Consider the following 23,950-nt stretch of genomic DNA (forward strand, 5'->3'; position numbering starts at 1 on the left):
GTTTCCGGCACTTCTTGGTCGGGCTGACAGGATTTGAACCTGCGACCCCTTGAAGCAATGCAGGCACTTTCGACAATCCGCGGAATTCCGGGGTTTTCCCTTGCGGGAGTACGAGACTCGGTGCGTCAGGTCTCCCCGCTGATTCCCGCCAAAACCGACCAATCCCGGAGCTTACGGGCACATTTGCGGGTACAAAAATCGGCCTTCTGGAGCCACCGCGAGTCGATAAATCGGGCCTGACCGGTCGATTGCGATGCGTTCGGAGTCGCTGCGCATAGGCTGCTCCGTCGAAGGCCCAAAACGTGATCTTGCTGGTCGCGTCAACTGCCCAGTCGAGTCACGTACGGTCGATGAGATCGCTGCGTGGATTACGTGTCAGCCGGCACAGTACGAGGCGGGTCCGCGTGCCGGTATGAGCCAGGATAGCTCGACGACCACGAGGCGGTCACCATCGCGCAGAGTACGAGAGGCATCGCTCCTACTCGGGGCGGACAGCGACCTTCTTACCGGAGGCATCCTCATTGAAGATGCGTTCGCAGCTGACTGCAGTGAGCTCCTTTAGCTGGCGATCTAGGTTCACGTCGCCGCGAACATTCTTGAGCCGCATCGAAAGCGCGAGCTGAGCTTAAATGACCCGTTGCAGCCATCAAGACCAGAATCAGCCGTCAAGCCCAGGGGGGCGTCCGCTGTCGCCGCTACGATCAGCAGAAAGGTAGTGCAGCTTAGATTTGACGAGATCTGGCGCTGGCTGCTGAGCTTCACTCGCTCACGAGTCGTAGCTTCGAAGCACAGGTAAATGGAGGCCGAGACAGAGTGACGGATATCGAGCTGCGGTCGCTTGCCCCGGAGTACGACGAGGATTACCACAAGACCTATGTGGCCCGGCTCAACGCGGCCGTGATCGATCCACGGAACAAGAACATCGCGCTCACCGGTCGCTACGGAGCCGGCAAGTCGAGCATCCTCGACAAGTTCATCACGGAGCAGGAGGAGCCTCAGTCTGAGAACACCGAGGCGAAGGCTACCGAAGACACGAGCCCCGCAAAGACGGCGAAGAAGAAGAACACCAAGAAGCCTTCGCCCAAGAAGGTTCTGCGCATTAGCATTAACACGCTCGGGCCCGATAAAGACGAGGGCTTGACCAACAGGATCCAGAAGGAACTAGTCAAGCAGTTGGTCTACCGGGCGAATCCTGGTGAGGTCCGTCGTTCGGAGTTCTCGCGCACACCTGAGCTGTCGTGGTGGCGAACGATCTTTGAAGCGGTGTTGGCGACGACTATTGTCATCGGTCTGCTGTGGCTGTTCGGCGTGCGGCCTAGCGAGGATTCATTCTGGACCGACGGTCTCTTGTGGCCAATGATCGTGTTCTCCGCTCTGGTGTTCACCGCACTCGTGTTCGTGCGACGGTACATCGGCAATCGTGTTGTGGCTCATGTATCGGCCGGAGGGGCGTCGATCTCCCTCGAAGGCAAGAGCGATTCGTTTTTCGACAAGTATCTAGATGAGTTGCTTGCATTCTTTGAAGCCACAGAGCCGGACATCGTTGTGTTCGAGGACCTTGATCGGTTCAATGATCCACAAATCTTCGATTCACTACGCGAGTTGAACACTCTTGTCAATACCTCCGCGTATTGGAGGAAGCGCACGGACCGGCCGCTCAGGTTCGTCTACGCGATCAAGGACAGCCTGTTCGAGAAGTTCGGCGATGAGCAGCAGGAGAAAGACGAGGACGCGAAGAAGACCGAGGAAGGTGCGAGCACGTCCGACACGAAGAGGCCGGAGAAGAAGGACGCCGCGTCTGAAGCGGTGGAACGAGCGAATCGGACGAAGTTTTTCGAGATCGTCATTCCGGTGGTGCCGTTCCTGTCGCACAACAACGCGCGCGACCACTTCCTGACGGAACTCGAAAAGCTAAAGCTTCCCACGGGCGAGGGCATGGAGATCGGCCCTGGTCTCATCGACATCGTGGCGCGGCACACCACCGACATGCGCCTGATGATCAACATCGGCAACGAGTTTGTCGTCTATGCTGAGCGGTTACTGTGGGTCGATGGCACCAAGAGGAAGCGTGCGCCCGAGCTGACAGCGGATCTCCTGTTCGCTCTCGTTGTTTACAAGAATTTCCACCTTGCGGACTTTGAGGCCCTCCCTCATCGAGGTAGTGCTCTCGACATGCTGGATCAGAAGCGCCGAGATCTGGTGGATGCGGCACTCAAAACCCTGCAGACGGAACGCGGAGATCTTGCTCGAGGTGCAACACGGCGGCAGAAGCAGCAGACTCTGGCAGCTACGCTCGGAGCTCGGCTCACGGCGTTGCAGGCCACGACTAGTATGACGCTTCTTGCAGCCGCAGTCGGTGATGTAGCGCTTGACGTTGACGCGGCAAATGATCGATCCTTCTGGCAGCCGATTGGGCAGGCGGGAGAGGTCGAGCTGAGATTCCGTCATCGCTCGGGCAACGGGGAGAACACGCGTCTGCGAGGTGCAAATCTCGCTGCGTTGTTTCCCGAGGTCGCTGACGCTGATAGCTGGCAAGACTCACCGTCGCGTACAGATGACGACAGGATCGCTGAGATCAACGCAGAGATCACTTCACTACCTCGTGCGAGCCTTGAAGACCTTGCGGCGAGCACGAAGTACAAGCTCAACGACAAGACCTTTGCCATCCTTGCCAAGGACACGCTTCCGTCGCAGCTTGCGCTTGACCTCGTCAAGCAAGGGTACATCGATCGGTTCTATGCCGAATACTCGACCGTCTTCTACGGCAAGTTCTTGGGTGTCGACGTGGCGAACTTCTTCCGCAACAGCGTGTGGCCCAACGAGATGGACGTGCAGTTCAAGTTCACCCCAGAGGACGCACAGAATGTTCTGGTGCAAGCCCCGGCTGACTTCCTTCGCACGCGGGCCGCTCTCAACATCGACATCGTCAACCACCTCATGACCATCGAAGATCCGAGGTCGAACGACCTCATCGATGTCCTGGCCCGGCCCGACAACGAGGACGGACAGCAGTTCCTTGTCACGTTCTTCAACACGCCGGAGAGTCAGAGCGAGGCGCTGGTCGCACGGCTGGCAGCCAAGCCATGGCCGACCCTCTTCAGCTTCATTGCCTCTGAGGGCGTGATCGATGCCGACGAGACAACGGTGGTCCTGCTCGACGCCGCGTTACGGAACGCATCCAGCTTGGAGGCTTTCGAGCTCGATGACGACGCGCGAGCACTCATTGAGCGCTTGCACACGGAGATTCCGACGTTCCGCGAGACCCCACGTGGTGTGTCTGCGGACACCCTCTTCGCCTTCCTGACGGCTGCATTGCCGATCGCCCCGAACATCCGAGTGCTCTCGCCGGAGCTTCAGGCGTTGGTGGTCAGCGAGAAGCGGTACGCGCTCGACGCCAACAACCTTCGCGCCGCTGCCGCGTTGTCCGACGAGACGCCGATCTGGGCAGACAACCTCATCGCCAAGCCCGCGGTCTGGGCGTACTGCACCGAGAACATCGAGGACTACCTCGAATTGATCGAGAGTGATCATCACACGACGGCAAGTTGCGAGTCTCCGGGGGTTCTCGCTCGGGTCGTCAACGCGCAGCACGAAGACTGGTCAGCCGATGGGCTGGAGGCATTCCTCGACGCCACCGCAGAGAGTGCAGCCCTGCCTGACGTCAACGAGGTTGATCATGATGCATGGTCGACCGTCGTGGCTCGGTTGTGCGCCGTACCGAACTTCACGAACCTCGAGGCGTACTCAACCGAGATCGGTGTTGACGATGCGCTTATGGCGCTGTTCACGGACGACGATGGGGAGGTGCTCGACGTCGCTGGCTTGGAGGATGCGACCACAAAGCAGCTTGCACCTGTGATCCCGCTCCTCCTGAACGCACATGCGGTGCTCGAAGCGCGGCAGCGAGTGCTACTGGCTAAGCAGCTCTTGGATGCGCCGAACGGTCCCGGGTTTGACCTCAGTGAAGTCGAAGCGACCCAGGACGATCTGCTGGCTGAATTGCTGCGAGAGCGTGTGGTCGACGACATCGAGGAGGCGTTCACCCACTTCGCTGGTGCCGGCTGGGATGCGATCGGCCCTGCTCTGCAGGTGTCCGCGGATGCTGCGGCTTTCATCACTCCACCCTTGGTGCAGGGTCGTGCCGCGGACGTCCTACGCGAGAAGAGCGTTCCGGATGCAACTAAACATGCACTTCTTGATCAGCTGGTCGATTTCGCCCGCGCCGAGGCTGAGTTCGCACACGCAGCGGGTCAATCGTTCCTGGTCGCGGCTGCGCGGACCGCACGAACCTTGGGCGTCACGTTGTCGACGGAGGCACTCACTCTTCTCGCGCCTGCTGTCAGCAACCACGAGGATGTCGTTTGGCAACTGAAGGAGCAGGCTGGTTCGATCAGCGTGCAGACGGTCATGGGGATCCTCGGTTCGATGTCCGGCGACTTCGCCGGATTCGCAGGGGCTGCGGGTCAGGCGTTCGAGGTTGGCAATACGCAGTCCTTGAGAGCCGTTGTAGACCGGCTGAAGCTCGCTGGCGTCATCAAGCTGCAGCAGGGTGGACAGCCCAGAGATCGCTGGAAGCTGCGCATCGCTTAACCCCCGGCTACGGTCGCCACTACAAAGCTCGTCCTCGCTCTAGGCTCAGGTTCATGGAGCGGACCACATCGAGGGTCCGGATGGAGATAAAGATACGTCGGGATCTCTCGGGATCGCGCAGGGCTTCGCAGGGCGTCGGTCGGGATCATTCAGGGTCTGACGGGATCTCTCGGGATACGACTACGCGTCGGACGTGCGCTGCCTAGCAGTACGACATGCATACACCCGAGGTGGGCTACGCCCACCTGACAAGGAGCATCATGCCCAGCGATTGGACGTAAACCTAAGATTCTACGCCGTCGTTAGCGGTCATTCGATACGCCAATCGCCGGTCAATCCAATACGGCAGCGACCAGATAAACCCCAGAATCACGAGGGTCTTCGCCTCACCTGCCTTACGAGCGCGTCGCGTGCAGGCCGGGGTGTCGGGATAGTCCGCAAAAACCTTGCGGGTACATTCCGGGGTACATAAGCCATTTTCGGCCCCAAATACGACGAAAGCCCTGACGAAAATTGCTTCTCATCAGGGCTTTTGGTCGGGCTGACAGGATTTGAACCTGCGACCCCTTGACCCCCAGGCGTCCAAACGGTTCAAAACTCATCGAAAACCGCGTAATTCCGCGGGTCAGATCATGCAGAGCACGTCACGAAATGCACGGTTTGCATGATTCTGGTCCCTTTTTGGTCCCCTTCACTCGAACTCAGGGAAGGACTTTTAGGCCACGCTTCGTCTGCCATAGCCCTAGCCCGAATACGGCTCCAGCAACTGCAACCGAAAACCCAACTCCCCAGCCATCTTTGGGCGCAAGATCGGTCGCTGCGAATGCCACGGCACCAGCAGCAACCGCTCCGGCCGCCGGAATCGCGTACTTCTGCGCGTTGGATGGGGCCAGAACAACGTTCAGGCGGATTGATGCGGCCTCCGAGGGAATGCGGGGCCCAACTTCCAGGTAGCTGCGGGTCGTATCAGTGCGGTTGGGCACATCAATGACAACTGAAAACGCGTCGTACGCCGATGTGAGGGTCAGGCTCTCAACATCACGAGCGCTCAGTCCTTCGCCCACGGCGAGCCTTAGCTCCGCGGGGATCATCCCAAGGCTTTCCTGGCGGTGGAAGATCTCCAGAATGTAGCTATTCCCCGTTGTCAGCCAAAATTCGCCGTCCTTTGCACACACGAACTCACCGGTGCCGAAGTCACGTATTCCGACAACTCGAAAGTAGAACCTTTCTGGGTTAGTGAGCGTGGAGGAAAGATAATCAACGATCGCTCGGAAGGCAGCATCGTTGCCCGATGCTAGAGGGAGCTTCGCTTCCTCTAGGTCATTCTTGAGCGATGAAACTCCTGGACCAAAGCCTGCAGACCGGGGCACCTCATCGTCGGGCGATGGATACTGACTAGACGTTCTAAGCAATTTCGAGTACTTGCTAATTCGGTGGCCAAGTTCCAAGCGTTGAGTCTTGTCGGGCTCGGCACCGACCGGCAGTCCGAGGAAGGTGAAGTAATCCCCTAACTCGAGATCAATAGACAGGATCTCACCATGTTCAGATGCGCCCACTACCGTCGCCAACCTCAACGGGATGAACGCAGACTCATGAAACCGCTGCGGGTGCTGAAGTGAAAGGTGTATCAGCGCGCCCAATCCTGTTAGGCGGAGCCATTCTCTGCGCAACTCTTCAGAGACATGCCGACGGTCATAGCGAAAACGAATCCGTGCGCCGTTCGGAAGCGCGACGGCTGAGAGCGCGTCCGTAACGTATCGCTCCCGGATGTTAGAGGTGTATAGAAAGAGGGTGCGGTCAGACGTGCCCATGTTCACGGACCTGTCTTGCTACGGAGTCAGCGAGCAACTTGTAACGACGGCTGGTCGACGCACTCGACAAAAGATAGTCGCGTTCTCGAACACTAGTCGAAGTAATTGTGGGGTTTCGGAACTGGTCAAGAGTCAGATCAATCTCTTTCCCCGAGTCCAACTTGATCCAGTAATGACTGACACCGTCCACTATTCCGCGACGGAGTTCCCCACCGAGGTAGTCCTGCAGGACGAGTGCCGTGACCGCGCACTGCCCTTGCGACGGAATTGAGGGCGTCCAGGCTTCAGGAGCAACGGATGTCTCGGCCGACCACGCGTTGCGCAGCGCGATCGTGAGTTGGGCAAGACCCGTCTCCGCTGGAGCCTCTACTGTCATGCTTCAAGGGTAGCAACCGCGTCTGACATTTCGTCCGCGACCTGGGGAGGGACCGCCTGTTTCGGCGCCCAAGGCACTGCGGCGCCCGCAGTTCAGGCTCGCCCCAACTGATCGCCGCACGACAACCACCTACTACGCCGTAGGGGCGTATCTTCGTGAGTACCTCAGACGAGGGCATCGTCATGAACGACGAAGACGCGCCGGCACCCAGCCCGCTCGGTCTCCAATTGAGAGTTCACTAGGTAAACCGCACCGGCTTTGGTGCGATGTTCACTCACCGGATAACGACTGCATGATGGTCCGAAGCGATGACACGTCCACCTTGCAGGATGTACACCTCAACGAAGTGGTTCCCTGCGTAGCTGGTGGATTCGCGATGTTCCACGCTCTGCGTGCCGTCACCTTCGAGGAGCTGGCCCCGGAGTTGCCCTACTTTTTCTGCTTCTTCTCCGTTGTTGCGGACCTTCCAGATGACATCAAAACCTCCAGGAGCATCAGTCACTACTCGGAAGAGGAGATCACGGTTCTTCTCGACTCGGCCGTCGAGGCGGAGCGAGCGCGCTACACGTCCGGAGTCCCGAAGCACGAAAGCATCGATCCGCGCGCTGTAGCCGCCCGCATATGCGTAGTGCTCGTGAATGAATTCCTCGTCGGGTGCCCGAAGAACAAGGGCTTTCTCCTGCTGCCCGCTGTGCTCAAGCGACTTCGCCAGTCTTACGTTCTCGTCAGCGGCAAAAGCGTCGCCGAAGAGTTTGCGCCAAAGGTTGGCGCTCGTGTCTTCATCGTCTTCGACAAGCGCTTGTCTCGCCCACTCGGCGTAGCGCTGTACCTGCACACGGAAGTTTGCGTACTTCTCTTGAGTCCATCGGTGGTTGAAGTAGGTCCCAAGACAGCTCGGGTCTTCGAGTGTAGGCATCTGCTCGTGCCAGCGCAGCCAAGAGTCCAGGTCTTCGAGAAGGGCGACCAGAGTTGACCCAACTGAGGCGTACCGAGCCTCAGTGTCGAAGGCTTGAACTCGTCCACCGAGAAGTGTTGTGAGGATCACCGACGGACAGTCGAAGGTGTTCTTGTAGTCCCGAATGTATTTCAGAAGGCGGATGACTCGACGGAGGTTTCCGTTCGTGATGTCATCCTTTTCCTTCATCCATGACGTGAATCCAGCCGGGTTGGTGTCCTCAAACTTATTCTCTTTGTAGCTGACGATGACTTGAGACCCGTCATCGCGCACAAGGTACGGGACCACATCGACATGACAGTCATTCGCGTAGTCGATCCGGACACAGCGATTCTTCCTCTGAAGCATCGACTGATAGGTGGTGTTCCGTTTGAAAGCGGCTCGCACCTCTCGCAGGTATTCTTTTGGGCTCTCTGACCACTCAGGAACTTCCTCGACGTGGAGAAGAAAGTCGGCGTCGAACTCGTCTAGCGTTCCGACGGGCGTGATGATCGTCTCGTGGGCCCATGATCCCTGCGGGATGTGGTCTTGGTAGAGAGGACCAATCACCGCGTCCTTCTTTAGAGCATCCACGATGGCGCTCACTCGACCGGCGAGCTGATTCAGTTTCCATTGCTTGAGGTTCACCGTGTTCTGAAGAAAGGCGGTGAAGTAGTTCTCGAGTTCCATGCGGTCTCCCCTGGTTCTTAGCCGACCGTGAGCGCGTTTACGTAGCCTTGTGCGCTCGTTCGTTGATAGATGGCGAGTTCGGGTTGGGCGTCGCGCATGTGGAGTCGCCCCATCTGGATCGCCGCTGGCGCCGGGACAGCTGCAACGACGTGCACGCGAGAGGCTTTCGGGAACTCTTTCTCCACGAGGGCAAGCGCGCGTTGCCAGCCGTCCGAAAACTGGTCGAGTGCGGCCCTGGTGTCGATCACGCCGGGGCCGGGCGTTTCAGTCGCAAGATTGAGCGCTACACGGGGCAAGCCGCGAACCTGCGGAGGGATCTCGTCAAGCTTGACGTCCGCGGTTACGTTCACGGTCAAGAGAATCTCGTCCAACGGCTGTGCGTTTAAGTCGTTGTTGGTTATGGACACGTCGTACGCCGGCGTGTGCGCTTCGTCAGTGGCCCAGACCCATGCTCGCGCGTCGTCAGATCTCGCACGGCGGAAGAGGACAGTTTCGCTCTTGTCGTCGAGGCGGGAGCCAAGGTGTACGAGCAGAGGGATCGGGGCGAGCGCGAACACCGCCGCCACCTCGACGTCGGCGGCCTCGGTCGCGGCCTGGAGCGAATCTACGGCTTGATCGATGCGCTGAATGCCCCTCGTCCACGACCAGTCGGCGTCTTCAGGATCGTCAAGCACGACTTCGTACATACCTGTACGGGTGGCTTCACCGAAGCCCGTTAGGTGGAGCGGGTGGAGCGCTTCGGCAATCTGTCTGGCAGAAGCTGGAGCGAGCGTTCCTCGTATCTTCCCGGTGACTTTGAGGATGGCGGCTGGTCGAAGGGTTGCGAACTCAGTAACTTCTCTGACACGGCGTTCGTGCGTCATCTTTGCATCGCGGAGATACTCGGCCGTGAAGAAGCCGACCATTTCAGGATCATCGATTCGTCGATGGCATTCGTGGCAAAGCAGAAGGATGTTCTCTTCGGCCGAGCGCTCTCGAAGTGACAACGACGACGTTCCTCTCGGAGACTTGGCGCCGTCAGTGGCTCCGACGTTGTGGGCAAGCTCTGCAACGGTACGGGAGTGGAAGAAGCTCCTAGCGTCGATCAGGTAGGCGGCACAGAGCACGCAACGGCCCGCGGAACGAGCCCATACCCGGTTTTGAATTGACGGCAGTATCGCGATTCGTTGTATCTGTGAGCTAGGCACTTGACAAGACCACCGTCCATCCGAGAAGTCGCACGCTATCCCTCGTATCGAGCGCCCTTTCGCCGATTACATGGTCCGCAGAGCGCCTGCAGATTGTCGAACTCATCGGACCCACCCCAGGACCATGGGATGACGTGATCAACTTCCATTTCGTGGAGCTTGCCAACGTGCCCGCAGTGGTTGCATGTGTAGCTATCGCGGCGCATGACGGCCAAACGAAGATGGAGGTCATGCCGGGCCCGTCGCGCTTCTGTCGACATTCATGTCCTCCATCCGGGGCGGCTTCCTCTGCAATACAGGAGCCGTCGGCTTCTCCCGGTTGTCGGCTAGCAGGAGACTGAGGGGTCTCGTGATTGCCCATGCAAGCGTCGGCGTGACGCGGTCTGAGTCGTCGAAGACGACGCAGAGTTGCCCGCGCCGTGTGCCGGTGTCCTTGAGTAGAGACTCGCGCGTGCCGACCATAGCTTCGGCCAACTTGTCGAACGTCGCCGCGACATCGAAACCAACTGATTCCGAGAGCTCAACCGAGGTGGTCTTGGCAACGTTGGACTGCGCTCCAGCCTTGCGGACCGCGGTACGTAGCTCCATGACGGATTGGGTTTTGAATCGTTCGGCGGGATGTACGCCGATTCGGAGTCGACCGATCACGTCTTCCAGCACTGGATCGGAGTCGTGGCGGTCCCATCCTCGTACTTCGCGTTCGCCGTTGGCCCATGCGATGTCGGCCGCACTAATCGCGAGGCCGGGTCCTTCAAGACGGCTGATGTAGGCGACACCATCCGAAACGGCCCCAGCAGGGGTACGGCCGTGGACAACGCGAGCTGCGGTGCCGATTGCGAGTGAGTATGCGCCCATGTCTACTCGTCCTGGAGTCGGCGCAACGGTCGAGGTGAGGCCTAGGGACGCCTTCGGCAGGAGCCTGGCTTCTTCACGATTCCAGAGCGCAAATCCGGGCCGACGCTCTGCACGGCCGATCGCCCAGCGGTTACGGTAGTACTCGCCGATCCGTTCCGTAGGTAGGTCGAAGGGCTCGATCTCGTTGGTCTCGCCGCGGAGGTAGGCGTCCCACCCGACCGCTGTCGGGGCGAGAAACACTTCGCGCTTGATGTTGTGTTGCAGGTTCTCTGCTGGGATCTCCAACTGCGTGAGTGCTGTGCGGATGATCCGGAAGCGCCAGTTGGGGCCGCTTCCGTACACGGTCGATCCGACTTTCGCGTTAGGGTCGTCGAGCACGACGTCGCGGACGTAGTCGCGCAGTTCCACGAAGAGTTCGTCAGAGAACTGGAAGTGACCGTACCCCTTGGTGAAACCAACCGAGCGGAACATCAGTGCACCCTCGAAGGTGATGCGGTTGTAGACCGATGACCGGCCGAGTGCTGAGGATGTCGTGATGAGGACGGGGGTGGGATCTTTGATCTGCTTTCGGATGCCGGTTTCTTGCCCGTCGTACTTGTGGAAGAGGAAGTCGCGGGTCTCGTTGGAGATTGTCAGTAGTGCGGCGAGTTTCCCTCCCAGTAGCTGCCGGTAAGGCTCAACGGCACCGAGAACGAATGCGTCGTACACGTTGTAGAGCCGGTTGTTTCGCTGCTCGGTACTCCATCCGATGGCTGTGTCCCGGGCGGATTGCGCGATAACTGGGTCCCCCAAGGCAAATATCGCGATGAGCTTGCCGTTCTGCCGGTCCCTCACGAGGAAGCGGGTGCGGCGCCCGTACCCGTTTGAGACCGGCACTGACCACTGCAGAGTGGCGTACTTAAACACGTCGACGTCTTGCGGCGTTCGCACAGGGATAACAACCGGATCGATCCGAGCGGGATCGATTTCGTCACCATTGGCGAAGTTCTGCATGAGGTCGTCTTCGCGACCAAGCAACCACTTTCGAGCTGACTGCAAGCGTGCGCCGCGTTGGCTGCCGTGCGCCTTTCTGAACTCTTCCTTCGCCATGTTCGGGTCCAGGGTCTCGGCCACCTTGATCCGCCCCTGCACCATCGCTAGTTCGTCAAGCACTCGGTGCTTGAGTTCTTCGGCGTAGGAGGATGGATAGGCGAGTCGGGGCTGCGCCGGGCGGCTTGCGCCGCCCGGCGTTGCTTCCGTCATCTACTTGGCCTCGTCTTCCGACTCGAAGTCGTCAGCGAACTCGTCGTCTTCGGCAAATTCGTCCTCGACCCAAGCCGCCGGGTCGACCTCCTCGACGTCCTCTCGGGAGGCAGCGTTGTTGAACACTGCGGGATGAAGGTCGAACGCTGTGGACAACTGCCGGGACCAAGCTCGACGCTCGGCGCGGTAGAAGATCTTCTGATCGCCGGTGGCGTCCAGTTCATTGGTCGCCAGCACCCACAGCATCAGTTCGAGTCCCGAGCGCAACTCGGCCTGGTCATCGTTCAGCTTGCTGTAGAGCTCGCGGTACCAGGCGTGGGCCTGGTTGATACGAAGCACGGTCTGGCTGCCGACCATGAGCGGCGTGTAGAACGGGTCGTCCTCGGCGTCGGTGCTGAACTCCACCTTGTACGGCTTCTCACGGTGCTTGCGCTCCTGGGCCTTGGCGACGTCCTTCTCGTCGACCCCGGTCTCCTTCGCGAGGCGCTTGACGGTGTCATCGAAGTTCCGCTGGGCTTCCTCCTGCGACTCCTTGCTCGCCTTGCGGGTGCGCTTGACCTCCTTCTCCACTGCCTTTGCGATAGTCGCCTCGGAGGCTCGGGTTCCATCGCCGTCGTTTGCGGCGGCATCCCGTTCGGCCTTCTCCTGGGAGCGTTGCCGGGTCACTTCTGCGACCAGTGCCTTATGGGCCCGGATTACTCCAGCGGCGTCGAGCATTCGTTCAACGCGCTCGTCGAAGATGATCGTCTGCTTGTCTGGGGTGACGCCGAAGAGTTCGTCGAGTTCCGGCGGGAAGTCGAGAGCTACGCCGACCTGCCGTGCGTACACACTCCAGGTGAGAATATCCGGCTTAGCGGTTTCAATGAAGCGTCCGTTGCGGGTCACGAAGAAGCCGTTGTACTCCTTGCGAATACGCCGACGAACCATCGGCGGCTTACCCTTTCCTCCCGTGCGAACGACAGCATCGTGGGCAGCTGTGCTCAGCAGTGAGAAGCGAACAGTGACGGCGTGCTCATTGCCGTCCGAGTCCTTGGCCGTGAAGCGGATGGGGCTGTGCGATTCGGCGTTCGGGAAGTCGGGGATCTCGTAGTAGCGGTAGCCGGGCGTGGTGAACAGCACATCGACCGGCTCGACGGCCTCGCCGTCGACGTAGAGCTTGCAGACGTCCAGCCAGCCCGCGTAGGTGATACCCAACTGCTCGCGGAAGCGTCCGGAGGACTGCTGCTTGTTGACCCATGCGAGCCGATCCAGGGTGCTCCAGATCACGACCGTGCGGACGGCGTCCACTCCACCACTGACTTTGCCGGAGTTGATGTAGTCGGCGATCCAATCCGGGAGGTTCTCCTGGCTGACCTTCGGCAGTTGAACAACTTCGCCCTTCATTGCGAGGTTGTCCAGGTCGACGGTCACCTTGGAGAAGGTCTCGTCGGTCTCGGCGCGGGAGTAGACGCTGAACTTGCGTCCGCGGTTGACGGAGGCGCTGGGCAGGCCGAAGCCGAAACGTCCGAAGACGTTCCGCTTGCCCTCGTTCGAGGAACCGCCCCACTTGACCGCGTGCGGGAGGAAGGTCGGATCGATGCCTGCGGCGTCGTCGATGAAGGCGATCTCGGTGATCTTCGCGCCCTCGGTGCGGTAGGCGAGGTGGACCTGGGAGGCTCCGGCTTCGATTGCGTTGTCGATGATGTCACCGGCGGCGTGCGCTTCGTCGGCGTAGCGGACAGAGCGCATTGACTGGGCGAGCATCTTCTCGTCCACTAGTCCTGCCGTCCCGCCGATCTGGGCGGCGGCCTTCTGGTCTTCGAGGTGACGTTTCTTGACGTACTCGCGCTGGCTCGCCAGATGCTCTGCTGCGGTGTTCAGGGGCTGCTTCATGATGTGTTCCTTTTCTCTCTGTTGCGCGGCGACGGTTGCGCCGCGTGGGCTGGGCATGGGCCCAGGTCTGTGAAATCTATGCCGCGAGCCAGAGCTGACGGAGTGAGGCACGAGCGCGCTTGATCCGGTCGTGCGTGGTACTTGTGGAGATGCCGGTCTCGGTAGCGGCCTCCGAGGCGCTAGCACCGTCAAGCACAGGGCGGAAGGCGGACAGTTCGGCGGCAGGGAGCCGGCTGAGGATGTCAGTCACGATCGGTCCTGTGAAGTCGACACGGCTGTCCGGGACGTCGGACTCTTCCGCGAGGTCGCCCTGCTCGTCGTAGACGAGGGGCTGCTGGTTTCGGACGTGCTCCATGACGTTGTCGAGCGGTCGCGTGTAGTAGCTGACGTACTGGCTGTACGTGAAGGCGAGCTTCACAAGCGGAGTACCGGTCTTGCGACTTCCTCGGACGGCGTCTTCGAGAATCTTCGAGACGATGTCTTCATGGTCTTCTCGGGTGAGAAGACGATTCGACTTGCGCTTCACGATGGAGTGCAACTTCTTGATGTCGGCGATGGTCAGATCGCCGAAATGATGGCCTTCACCCACGGGGCTCAATCCTTTCGTTGGAAGGAGAGCCTCACGGCGGGTGCCGCGACAGAGGTTCAAGTCTCAGGATGCGTTCGTGACGGCGCTGTTGGCCGGCTCGGACCCAAGGCTCTCTTGGTCTGCAGTTGTATGTTCGAGGATAGCAGCGGCCTCCGACAAAGTCGATGAACCTCGCCGGGCTCGTGCTGCCCTCACTCTCTAGAGGTCACGGTTCCCGCCGATCGTCCGGACAAGAGAAAGATGGCTTGATCGGTACTCTGAGAAGTATGGAGTCGGTGGACGAGAGGCAGGTCCGGTTGCTGACCTTTGTAAGGCTCAGCCCTGGTGTCACGGTGTCGAAGCTCGCGCGTCTGGTGCGCGCTACCCCGGCCGCGACGCGGCGTCAGGTCGAGGCGCTCGAAGCGCAGGGACTTCTGGAGCGCCGCAACCACCCAGATCACCCGAACGCCAACGAGTTGCATGTCACGGCGGCAGGCATAGACGTGCTCAGTGCTGAGGCGTAACTAGAGTCTTCTTGGGGTGCTGCTCGATCTCAGCGATGCTGGTCGTTGCGGCGACTCAGGTTCCCAGAGCCGTTTGTCGACCGTGGGGTGCTTGTCAGTGCGCGGTCGTCCAGGGCGGCTCCATGAGGCGCCCCGGACTTCGTGCACGACGCGCCAGCCAGCGGCTCGCAAGCTGATTCCAGGTTCGGTCGCGAGCGTATAGGTTCCGATTCTTCGGTACCCCATTGCGCGGCCCGCTCTCCAAGCCGCGGAGTAGAGCGATGACGGCGCGTTCGCGCATCCATCGGTTGCCAGCCTCGTGACTTCGAGGGTAAATCCATCGTCTCGATGCCGTGAGACGGGGCGCCCGACGATAGCGATGCCTCTCATCTCACCCGATTCGTCGACAACACCGATTGAGAACTTATGCCCAACGACCTTCTTGTGATGCCGGTGATGAGTTTCAACGAATGCGTTCGCGTCAGCGAGTGAGATCGGAATGACCGTTAGTCGTACAGTCGGCTGTTCACGCATACCCAGGCACCTCCGGCGGGTCGCGTCCAGGAAGATCACTGGACTGTCGCCAGGTAGGTGCGCTATCGCATCCGGGCAGTATGGGAGCCCCAGAATCAGCGATTCCGGAGCTGATTCAGCCAATGCGTCCTTGTTGTCGGTTCCCCCTCTCCATCGACATCAGGTCATGACAACGGCGATTGCGGGTATCAAACCTCGCGACTCTTACCCAGCCCTGCCGAAGGCTTGCTCGAGATACTCCGCGGTGGCGGGGTTCACGGTCTCATTGCGCTGGATGTAGTGCTGCATCGTGATCCGCGGGTCGGTGTGGCCCAGGAGTTCGGAGGCTAGAAGCGCACCTTGAGCGTCGTTGATGACGGTGGCGACGGTGCGGCGGAACCGGTGCGGGGTGACGTTGTCGACTCCGGCCTCGTCCATGACGTCGCGCAGAAGCCGACGCACGTTGTTCGTCGTATGCGGCGTCCCGCTCCGGGTGCTGAACAAGAGCGCGCCCGGTTCTGTCTCGCCGGTGCGGAGGAGCCGGGATCGGATCGCGTGTAGCGTGAACGATGGGAGTGCGACGCGGCGGACCGAGCGATCCGTCTTCGGGTGGTCCTGCCGGTGCGTCGGCTCGCCTTTGCGGCTGATGATCGTCCCTGAGATCCGTGCCGTCGGGATCAGGCCGTCGAGATCAATGTCCTGGAGTCGGATGGCGAGAACCTCTCCAATACGAGCGGAGGTGCCCAGCATGACCTTGACGATCTGCCCGAGTTGCCGATCAGGCCTCGGCCCCGCCAGTATCCGCCGGGACTCCCAGGCCTTGATCGCTACCCGGATCTCCTGAACCTCCCCGATCGTGAACGCATCCGGGATGGTCTTCTTCCTGTGCAAACGTGAGACATGATCCATCGGATTGCGGGGCAGGATCTCGTGACGGACCGCGAGCGCGAGTGCGAGGCGGAGGGCGACGCGGGCGTGCTTGGCGCGACTGTAGCTGCGTTTAGCGAGGTGTTTGAGGAAGTGGTCGCAGCGGGCGACGCCGATCTCGCGGAGCGTGAGGTCTTTGAAGGCTGGGAGGACGAGGGTGCGCATGTCTCGCTCGTACAGGTTTCTAGTGGTTCGTGAGAGTCGGTCTTCGATCTCCATGTCTTCGAGCCAGTAGGCGACGAGTTCTGGGAAGGGGCTGTCGGCGCTCATCCCGTTGAAGCCAGGCTGGTAGAGGGTGCGTTCGGCGAGTTTCTGCTTCAGTTTCCGTTCGGCAGCTGAGCGGGATGGTCCGGTGCTCTGCACGAGCCGGTTCTTGCCGTCCCAGTCTCGGTAGCGGGCCTTTGAGACGTAGTTGCCTCGGGGCTGTGCTCGGGTGGCGATGACTCCGAAGGTGCCGATCGGAGTGCGGGGCCTACCCACGTGCGGACTCGGTGGGTTCGGGAAAGGTGGCGGCGCCGGTAGGTTCGCGCATGGTGTCCATCCATGCGCGAACGTCGTTGGCACCGAACATGATCCGTTTTCCGAATCGGTAGGCCCGGGGGCCTTTCCCATTGGTACGCCAGTCGTAGATGGTGGAGACAGGCACGCCCAGGTAGGCGGCGAGTTCGTTGACGTTCAGGAGGGGTTCAAGTTCGTGGGGGCTGGCGTGTGGTTCGTCGTTCATCCCTCAAGTCTCGAAGGTGGACGATCGAGGTAGTCACGCGGTGCGCCCCGTCAATGAATTCCAACTATGAGCGAGAACTCGAGTCGGGCTTGGTAGGACCCCGATCACGAGCGCTGAACAGCCTGGTGAGCGCGGTGCTTACGCGCGTTGGCTCGTACGAGATGCACCAGGCTGACCGGTCCGATCCATAAGAACTTGAGCGCGTTCCAGATACAGAGCAGCAGGATGAGGTTCATCCATTCGTGCGCGCCGTTGTGGATGAGGTTCGTGCAGGTGCTCGCGATGAGCAGGTACGGCACGGCAAGCAGCATTGCGGGCACGCCCCATTTGAGTCCTCGGCGGGTGCGGATGGCGTCGAGGGCGATGTTGGTGGGCATGTAGCGGCGCAGGAATGCGCGGATGTGGGTGCTGAGGGCCCAGAGTGAGCGGATCATGACGGCAGTCCTCTTCTAAGGGTCTGGCGACAAAGAACCTTGAAGGACTGCCCGGAGGCCGTCATACCGTCACGCTCCGGGGTGACGGCGACACATATTTGAAAGTCGCCTTGCTTGTCCTTCCACTGTACGTCGCACTACTGACAAGCGGAAGAGCGCCGGTCACAGCCCTCGGGAGGCGCCCTCTCGGTGCTTCACTTGTGCCTGCCCGACACTCTTCTGAGAACGGAGATCCTGGAGGCGCGCAAGGGCGGCTTTCGCTCGTGCTGCGTCGATCTTCTGCGCATCGCTATCGGGCGCTGGGCCGAGCGGCGTGGGTGCGGTGATGCCGTAACGGTCGCGATACGCGGCGACCGTTCGCGCTTGCCGTTTCCACGCTGCCGCTGCTCTCGTCTCTGCCGGTGTGTCTCCGAGCGCGAGCGCCCATTCCTGCCGTTCAGTGATCGCTTGGTCGAGGACGGCTTCGGCACGTTGCTGGATCAGCTCGCGCCGCTCCGTGAGGGCCTTCCGCATCTCGGCTGACATGGGCCCGGTTGCTTCGGGGATGAGACCGACGATCAGACGGTGGACCTTGCGAGTACGACCAGAACCAGCCGGCCTCTCGGCAGCTCGGGCGAGGCGGTGGTGAAGGACGGCGGCGATGTCATCAGCGTCGCCGAACCCGCGAGCTGCCACGACGCGCGGCATGAGAGCGTCGACGTTGTGGTGGTTCGCCTCAGCCCGCCGGAGCTCGGCGGTGAGGGCACCGAATGCGTCGGATCGGATCGTGTCTTCTGCATCGTCCGGGGTAAGACCGGATTCGCGGATGAGGGTGGCGAAGCGGTCCTGCTGGGCGGCTTGCGCGATCGTCTCGTACTCGGCCGCGAGCTGTCCCACCGATCCCCAGGTCTCGTGTTCGGCGGCGATGGTCTCGTGCGCGGAGAGTTCCGCGCCGACGTGCTGCAGCACCCCGTTGAGCACGCTCCGCGCGGTGGCGTCAGGATCGTCCGCGGGGTGCGGGGTGGTGTGGTTATCGTCGGGGCGGTCGGTGGCGACGTAGACGAGGTTCGACTGGCTCCCGCGAGTCATCGAGACATACAGGTCTTCCCGCGTCGTAGACGAATCAGCGAGCACATGGGAGGTGTCAGTGGTGATGCCTTGTGCTCTGTGCGCCGTGACTGCGTATCCCAGATCGACGTGATCGGAGACATAATCGGCGGGGAGGATCACGGTGCCCCGACTGTCGGCACGGCGGGCGGTCAGTGATCCGTCATCGCGAATGTCGGTGACGGTCCAGCGGTCCCCGTTTCGCACCCATCCCCGCGGGGTGTGGAGCCGGCGGTCGTTCTTCCTGGTGATGATCGTGTCCCCGACCCCGGCACGGGCGGCGCCTTGGAGGGCGACTTCACGGCGGGCATTCACGGTCCCATCGAGGATGAGATCAGCGCGGGCACGCTGATTCAAGGCGTGGACGGACTCGGTTGAGTCCGCGATCAGTACCGTTGAAGCCCCGGCGAGGGTGTCGGCGCGCCAGGCAGTGTAGGCGGCGTCGATCATCGCCTCAGTGTTCCCGCCGGTGATGCGGCCGTGGGTGGCGTAGGTGTCGATGGCTTCGGTGTGGCTGTGGCGAAGGTCGAGGGAGGCGGTCTTCTCCCAGTCGTTGACGAAGCGGTGCACGTCGAGCAGTTCGGGGGCGTCGTTGCGGTCGTGGACGAGGAGGGAGAACGCACCGCCGGCGGTGACGGATTGCAGTTGCGCCCAGTCACCCACCAACAGCACCTTCGCCCCCACCTCGGCTGCGTGCGCTGTGATCCGGTCAAGCGAGAGGGTGCCGGCAAGGGAGGCTTCATCCAGAATCACGAGCTGCCCCTCGCGGAAGGACGCGCCTGCGTTCTGATGGTCTTGCCACCACTTCGCGGTGTTCTCCGTCCGGATACCGAGATCATCAGAGAGGACCTGCGCGGCAACCGCCGACGGTGCCAGGCCGATCACGCTGCCGCGCCCATACTCTCGCTCCCACGCCGTGCGTAGGGCGCGCATCGCTGTGGTCTTCCCCGCCCCAGCCGGGCCGACCAAGACGTCCACTACTCGGCCGGAGATCGCTACCCAGGTGAGGGTGGCGGCTTGGTCGTCGGCGAGGAGCCGACCGTCGCGGTCCGGGCGACGGGTGACCCTTTCGATCACCTCGACCGGCACGGTGGGTGATGTCATGGTGCGGGCGCGCTCGAGGAGCCTGTCTTCCGCCGCAAGGATGTCCGGCGATGAGTAGACCGTCGACGCGGCTGGTCGGAATCTGCTGCTGTCGTCGGCCCGACGGAACACGGTCGGGCTGGAGGTGAGTTCGGGCGGTGTGAGCTGGATCGAGGCGTGCTCGGCGGCATCGACCACCATCCCGACGACAGTTTCACGATCCTGCGTGGTGGCGAACCGGTACGGCATGGTCTGTCGGGCAGCTTCGGCTGTGAGGTTCCAGCGCCGCCAGGTCGACCGCTTCTCACCGACCGCCTCCACCACGCTGCGCCCGAGCGAGGCGATCACGTCCAACGGCACATCGTCAGCGCGCAACAGCATAGGGGTGTCGTTCGCGGTGACGGTGTGAGCCCAGCCGGTGGCGTCTTCACCAAGAAGGTGCGACGCACGTTCCCGCCACTCGCCGGTGAGGTCCGCTAGGGAACGGACATGCTTCTCCGGCCGGGTCGCCAACGTCGCCTGCGCACGCAACTTGATGACCGTCGCCAGCGACGGCTGCCGACCGTGACGCGCAACGTACTCGGCGATCAGCCGGTTCTTCTCCTCGTCAATCTGCCTAGACCTCGATGAGAACTCCGCCACCAGTCGCTCGGGCACGGTGGTGATCGCCCAAGCGGGGTTGCGGTCACGTCCCATGTCACGCGCCTCCCATCCGACGCCGAAGGCACGGGTGAGGTGATCAGCGAAGACAGCTTCATGGAGTTCGGAGAGAGCGACGGTCGCGGCGTGAAGGGGGCGACCGTCGAGGGAGCGCCATTTGCCATCGTGGACGGTCTGCACCTTGTTCGAGATCACCACATGCGTGTGCAGATGCGGATCACCCGCTCGCGAGTCGTAATGATCGAACGCGGTCGCGATCACCCCGGACACATCGGCCTGCGCAACCGCCCCATTGCGCCCTGCTGCGCCGACTCGGGTTGCAGCAACCTCGCGCTCGATGAACGCAACCATCGCCGCAACCGCCGCGTGATGCGCCTCCGCAATCAACGATTGCATGCCCGCGTCGGACACCGCCCACAGCACGGACGCGGACTTCGGAATCGAGAACGTGAAATCGAACCCCGCAACCGCCTTCCGCACCCCACGGGCGCTCTCCTCAGCCGCGATTGCGGCGACCGCCTCGGCACGGTCAGTCACGGGAAGGTCGGCGTCGAGCCGCGACGTGCGGTGTTCGATCCGCTCGGTCACCGTCGGATACTTCCGATACGGGATACCGAGCGCCTGATCTGTCACCGGGTCGCGGCCCTGCCCAATCAGACGTTGAAGCTGCAACTCAGAGACCTCGTCACCGACAGTGATTGTTCCGCCGCCGAGTGCGATGACGGCCGATCCGAGCCATCGGCCCGGTGGTGTTCCTTCCTCCGTGTAGTACCTCGTCAACGGTGTGGAAAGCACCCGATCACCGTCGCCGGTAGCGACGGTGCGCAGGAGGTACTTGTAGCCGTCGCCGGCGGACATCACCCGCATCGAAACCGTCACCAGGCACCGCCTCTCCTCACCCCGAAGGTGAGCTCCGCAGCCCGTGGGAGCGGTGACTCCTGAGGTCACTTTCAGGAGGCGGCGCGCCTCGCTTGCAAGACGCGTGACAACCCGTTCGAGCGAACCGCTGCACCCCGAAGATGTAGGACGGCGCCGGTAACCAGCGAGCTGGCCAACGCGGCAGCGTGGCAGCAGCCGGGGCAACTCCATCTGAGTGTGAGACCACGATCACGGCCGCAATCGCACGCGGAAACACCCGAGTCTGCGACTCCGCTTCATCTTGTCTGTCGCGCGGACTACTCACATGTCGTCGCACACTCGAACGTTCCCGCCTGACGAGGCGCGCATGTCCATGGCGCTGTCCAAACACGGCGACACGGACCTGTTCAAGGTACGAGTCTCGGCCCCGAAGGTGGATCAGCATACAGGCCACAAGGAAGCAACGCGTTTAGCGCGAGCGGCACCACGACGCTACTCGAGGGAGGGAAGGTAGCGGTGGCTCTGGCAACGCCGAGGATTCCGGCTGCAGGTCGCCATCAGGGACCGATGCGCTCGAACCGCCCCCCCCGCTTAACTACCCTCGCCCTGCGCAGCGGGGCTGGCAGCGACTATCTCAGTCGTTCGTCGTGACACTCAACGCCACCTAACCCCAAAGGCGTGTGCGCTACGCCACATAACGTCCGGGATACACTACGTAGTGCCTTGGGCGTATCCCCCGAAGCCATGAAGCCTATAATCCGGCGACGAGGGACTCTAGGGCTCGGCGCGCATCGACGAGATCCACACGGGCCAAGCTTCGATATGCGTCAGTGACCTGTTCGGGTAGGTCGAGTGCGGGATCGGACAATTTCTGCATCTGGAGCCCATCCCAGAGGGCGATCATCTGGCGCGCGAACTGATCAGGGTCCACATCCTCGTGAGCGCGGCCCGCCGCTTGATCTCGGCGAAGCACCCAAGCGAAGTAGTCCCTGGTGCCCTGTTGATGCTTCACGAACCATGCATGTGCCGGGTGATCGGGGTCCGACGCGTTGGCAGCTTGGCTGGTGTAGAGGCGCATGCGCTGCGGGTGGCCCGCTGACGTGGTCGCGAGCATCGACACGACCTCGGCGACGTCCATATTGCGCATGTCTGCTTCTTCGAACACACGGCTGTTGACCTCGTCGGCCTCTTCGAGCGCCGCGACGAGCACATGGTCCCGAGTCGGAAAGTGATAGACGACGGTTGCTTCGCTGACGCCGGCCCGTTCGGCCACCTCCGCGAAGCCCACGCGGGCGTCGCCGCGCTCATTGATGAGGTCTAAGGCCGCAGCAGCGATAGATGCTCGGCGCTGCTGGGTCTTCGCGTACGGACCCCGCTTCGCTCTCTCTTCAGCCATACCGACATCGTATGCCACGGAGCCGAACTTTACGGATAGAACCGCTTTTCGAGCTGATCACTCCTCCATCGGACGGAATAACAAAGTTGACGAGGCGGCCAAAACATGCCCATACTATGTTTTGGGGCGCTCGCCCCCCAGACTAACGAGGAGCAATGATGCCCAGTGTCCAGCCCGAGCCGTCGGTCGTAGAGCCGAACCTGAAAGGCACTTCTGCGATCTATACTCAGAAATGGCGCTTCCGGTCGTACCTGTTGTGGTACGTCCTCGCCGCGCTGCCTGTGTTCGCTTTGTGGGGGGCGATGCTCGGCATCGTTCTTCCGAACCACGTTCAAGCAATCGAGTTCGCAACCTGGTTCACCGGTGCGGACGCCAACACGAATCTCGTGGAGTTGCAGACGCTCAAGGCGCAGATTGACGCGGGAACGGCCACCGCGACCGCTGAGCAGTCACGGCTGCTCGGTCTCTACGCACAGTTCGAAGCTGCCCGCGCCCAGAACCTCTCCATCGTGACGGCGGTCGGTGTCTTCGTCACCATGCTCGTTCAGCCGATTGCAGGGGTGCTCTCGGACCGTACGCGTTCGCGCTTCGGACGCCGCGCTCCGTGGATGGCATTCGGTGCTGCAGTAGGATTGCTCGCTCTCGTCGCCTTGCGATACTCGACGTCCATCGCGTTGATCGTCCTTCTGTGGGCGGCTGTGCAGGCGTTGTTCAACATGGTGCAAGGACCCCTGACGGCGACCGTCGCTGACCGCGTCCCCGAGCGGAGCATCGGCACGGCCAGTACGTTCTCCGGACTCGCTGGCATGGTTGGCGGCGTTCTCGGAAGTGTCGCCGCTGGGGCGCTGTACGGTCTCGTGCAATTGAACATCTACATCGTCTTCGCTGTCGTCATTCTCGTGTTTGTCGCGCTGTTCCTGCTCTTTGCGCCCGACCGGTCTTCGAAGGATCTGGAGGTTGAGCCGATCAAGCTCGGACAGTTCTTCGCGTCGTTCCTCGTCCCCCTGCGCGACGCGGACTACCGGTGGGTGTGGATCGGCAAGGTCGTGATGATGTGCGGGTACGGCATCTCGACCGCCTTCAGCTTCTTCATGCTGCAGAGCTATGTGCAGCCGGCCCTCAGCGCAGCGGAAGCCACCGCGCTTGCTCCTGTCATCGGGCTGGTCGGCATCCCCGGCACCATCGTGGCCATCGCCGTCGTGGGCAAGTGGTCGGACAAGATCGGCCGACGCAAGCCGTTCGTATTCTGGTCGTCCATCCTGCTGGGCTTGTCTCTGCTGATCCCGTTCTTCTCCCCGACTGTTCCCGCTCTCATCATCCAGGGGATCATCGCGGGAACAGCGTTCGGCGCCTACATGGTCGTCGATCAGGCGCTCTTCATCGACGTCATCAAGGACAAGCGCACCGCCGGACGCGACCTCGGCATGTCTGCTCTCGGCGGCAACCTCGGCCAGGCGCTTGCCCCCGTTCTCGCGGGGCAGCTGGTCGCACTCTCCGGTGGTTACGGGATCGTGTGGCTGGTTGCGGCACCAATCGTCTTCATCGCCGCGGTCGTCATCCTCCCGGTCAAACGCGTCAAGTAACTCCGCAAGGGCTGGGCTGGCAGTTCGTTTCACACCTGCCAGCCCAGCCGCGCGGCGG

The 23,950-nt window shown here is 61.6% G+C and carries 17 protein-coding genes; 3 read left to right on the top strand and 14 right to left on the bottom strand.

Translation table 11 applies throughout. The annotated features are described in order from the left end of the window. The first annotated feature begins 813 nt into the window (after positions 1-813). Positions 814-4,590, top strand: coding sequence for a YobI family P-loop NTPase (locus ACNPNP_RS10710; RefSeq protein WP_448966002.1), 3,777 nt, complete (start codon positions 814-816; stop codon positions 4,588-4,590). 701 nt (positions 4,591-5,291) lie between these two features. Here ACNPNP_RS10710 and ACNPNP_RS10715 read toward each other — a convergent pair. The 8 genes from ACNPNP_RS10715 to ACNPNP_RS10750 all read right to left on the bottom strand — a co-directional run bounded on the left by ACNPNP_RS10715 (position 5,292) and on the right by ACNPNP_RS10750 (position 14,146). Then, positions 5,292-6,407 (bottom strand): hypothetical protein, encoded by a 1,116-nt coding sequence (locus ACNPNP_RS10715; RefSeq protein WP_448966003.1) that lies wholly within the window; start codon positions 6,405-6,407, stop codon positions 5,292-5,294. Next, positions 6,388-6,777, bottom strand: a complete 390-nt coding sequence (locus tag ACNPNP_RS10720) for a YunG family protein (protein ID WP_448966004.1) — start codon at positions 6,775-6,777, stop codon at positions 6,388-6,390. Before ACNPNP_RS10720 ends, ACNPNP_RS10715 begins: the two co-directional genes overlap by 20 nt. A 274-nt stretch (positions 6,778-7,051) precedes the next feature. Next, positions 7,052-8,401, bottom strand: a complete 1,350-nt coding sequence (locus ACNPNP_RS10725) for an SMODS domain-containing nucleotidyltransferase (protein WP_448966005.1) — start codon at positions 8,399-8,401, stop codon at positions 7,052-7,054. A gap of 17 nt (positions 8,402-8,418) precedes the next feature. Continuing rightward, entirely contained in the window at positions 8,419-9,306 is an 888-nt protein-coding gene (locus ACNPNP_RS10730; protein WP_448966006.1) for an SAVED domain-containing protein, read from the bottom strand. A gap of 317 nt (positions 9,307-9,623) precedes the next feature. Next, the gene (locus ACNPNP_RS10735) at positions 9,624-9,848 is read right to left on the bottom strand and encodes an HNH endonuclease (RefSeq protein ID WP_448966007.1); all 225 of its coding nucleotides are present in this window, start codon (positions 9,846-9,848) and stop codon (positions 9,624-9,626) included. Continuing rightward, positions 9,817-11,685, bottom strand: coding sequence for a Druantia anti-phage system protein DruA (locus ACNPNP_RS10740; RefSeq protein WP_448966008.1), 1,869 nt, complete (start codon positions 11,683-11,685; stop codon positions 9,817-9,819). Before ACNPNP_RS10740 ends, ACNPNP_RS10735 begins: the two co-directional genes overlap by 32 nt. Beyond that, positions 11,686-13,557, bottom strand: coding sequence for an ATP-binding protein (locus tag ACNPNP_RS10745; protein ID WP_448966009.1), 1,872 nt, complete (start codon positions 13,555-13,557; stop codon positions 11,686-11,688). A 76-nt stretch (positions 13,558-13,633) separates the two neighbouring features. Continuing rightward, positions 13,634-14,146: a hypothetical protein gene (locus ACNPNP_RS10750; RefSeq protein WP_448966010.1), complete on the bottom strand. Its 513-nt coding sequence runs from the start codon at positions 14,144-14,146 to the stop codon at positions 13,634-13,636. A gap of 275 nt (positions 14,147-14,421) precedes the next feature. On the opposite strand from ACNPNP_RS10750, the gene ACNPNP_RS10755 reads away from it, so the two are divergent. Continuing rightward, positions 14,422-14,649 carry a MarR family transcriptional regulator gene (locus ACNPNP_RS10755; RefSeq protein WP_448966011.1) on the top strand — a complete coding sequence of 76 codons (228 nt, stop codon included), beginning with the start codon at positions 14,422-14,424 and terminating at the stop codon, positions 14,647-14,649. Here the strand turns inward: ACNPNP_RS10755 and ACNPNP_RS10760 are convergent, their stop codons facing one another. The 6 genes from ACNPNP_RS10760 to ACNPNP_RS10785 all read right to left on the bottom strand — a co-directional run bounded on the left by ACNPNP_RS10760 (position 14,650) and on the right by ACNPNP_RS10785 (position 22,309). Then, on the bottom strand, positions 14,650-15,162 hold the full coding sequence (locus ACNPNP_RS10760) for an XF1762 family protein (protein ID WP_448966012.1): 513 nt from the start codon (positions 15,160-15,162) through the stop codon (positions 14,650-14,652). It abuts the gene before it with no gap. Between the two features lie 204 nt (positions 15,163-15,366). Continuing rightward, positions 15,367-16,548: a tyrosine-type recombinase/integrase gene (locus tag ACNPNP_RS10765; protein WP_448966013.1), complete on the bottom strand. Its 1,182-nt coding sequence runs from the start codon at positions 16,546-16,548 to the stop codon at positions 15,367-15,369. Beyond that, on the bottom strand, positions 16,541-16,792 hold the full coding sequence (locus ACNPNP_RS10770; protein ID WP_448966014.1) for a helix-turn-helix transcriptional regulator: 252 nt from the start codon (positions 16,790-16,792) through the stop codon (positions 16,541-16,543). The genes ACNPNP_RS10765 and ACNPNP_RS10770 overlap by 8 nt, the downstream gene beginning before the upstream one ends. Positions 16,793-16,896: 104 nt before the next feature. Then, positions 16,897-17,226: a sulfate permease gene (locus ACNPNP_RS10775; RefSeq protein WP_448966015.1), complete on the bottom strand. Its 330-nt coding sequence runs from the start codon at positions 17,224-17,226 to the stop codon at positions 16,897-16,899. A 162-nt stretch (positions 17,227-17,388) separates the two neighbouring features. Then, a complete protein-coding gene (gene mobF, locus ACNPNP_RS10780) occupies positions 17,389-20,922 on the bottom strand; it encodes a MobF family relaxase (RefSeq protein WP_448966167.1) in 3,534 nt (1,177 codons plus the stop codon). 742 nt (positions 20,923-21,664) lie between these two features. Further along, on the bottom strand, positions 21,665-22,309 hold the full coding sequence (locus ACNPNP_RS10785) for a TetR/AcrR family transcriptional regulator (protein WP_448966016.1): 645 nt from the start codon (positions 22,307-22,309) through the stop codon (positions 21,665-21,667). 158 nt (positions 22,310-22,467) lie between these two features. On the opposite strand from ACNPNP_RS10785, the gene ACNPNP_RS10790 reads away from it, so the two are divergent. Next, positions 22,468-23,892, top strand: coding sequence for an MFS transporter (locus tag ACNPNP_RS10790; RefSeq protein WP_448966017.1), 1,425 nt, complete (start codon positions 22,468-22,470; stop codon positions 23,890-23,892). Positions 23,893-23,950 lie beyond the last annotated feature (58 nt).

It is taken from the genome of Microbacterium xerophyticum (genome assembly GCF_053543555.1).

Excerpts from the sequence above, each read along its gene's own strand:
- ACNPNP_RS10720 (WP_448966004.1), bottom strand. The coding sequence starts at position 6,777 with ATGACAGTAGAGGCTCCAGCGGAGACGGGTCTTGCCCAACTCACGATC.
- ACNPNP_RS10725 (WP_448966005.1), bottom strand. The coding sequence starts at position 8,401 with ATGGAACTCGAGAACTACTTCACCGCCTTTCTTCAGAACACGGTGAAC.
- ACNPNP_RS10730 (WP_448966006.1), bottom strand. The coding sequence starts at position 9,306 with ATGGTCGGCTTCTTCACGGCCGAGTATCTCCGCGATGCAAAGATGACG.
- ACNPNP_RS10735 (WP_448966007.1), bottom strand. The coding sequence starts at position 9,848 with ATGTCGACAGAAGCGCGACGGGCCCGGCATGACCTCCATCTTCGTTTG.
- ACNPNP_RS10740 (WP_448966008.1), bottom strand. The coding sequence starts at position 11,685 with ATGACGGAAGCAACGCCGGGCGGCGCAAGCCGCCCGGCGCAGCCCCGA.
- ACNPNP_RS10745 (WP_448966009.1), bottom strand. The coding sequence starts at position 13,557 with ATGAAGCAGCCCCTGAACACCGCAGCAGAGCATCTGGCGAGCCAGCGC.
- ACNPNP_RS10760 (WP_448966012.1), bottom strand. The coding sequence starts at position 15,162 with ATGCGTGAACAGCCGACTGTACGACTAACGGTCATTCCGATCTCACTC.
- ACNPNP_RS10770 (WP_448966014.1), bottom strand. The coding sequence starts at position 16,792 with ATGAACGACGAACCACACGCCAGCCCCCACGAACTTGAACCCCTCCTG.
- ACNPNP_RS10775 (WP_448966015.1), bottom strand. The coding sequence starts at position 17,226 with ATGATCCGCTCACTCTGGGCCCTCAGCACCCACATCCGCGCATTCCTG.
- mobF (WP_448966167.1), bottom strand. The coding sequence starts at position 20,922 with ATGCGGGTGATGTCCGCCGGCGACGGCTACAAGTACCTCCTGCGCACC.
- ACNPNP_RS10785 (WP_448966016.1), bottom strand. The coding sequence starts at position 22,309 with ATGGCTGAAGAGAGAGCGAAGCGGGGTCCGTACGCGAAGACCCAGCAG.
- ACNPNP_RS10790 (WP_448966017.1), top strand. The coding sequence starts at position 22,468 with ATGCCCAGTGTCCAGCCCGAGCCGTCGGTCGTAGAGCCGAACCTGAAA.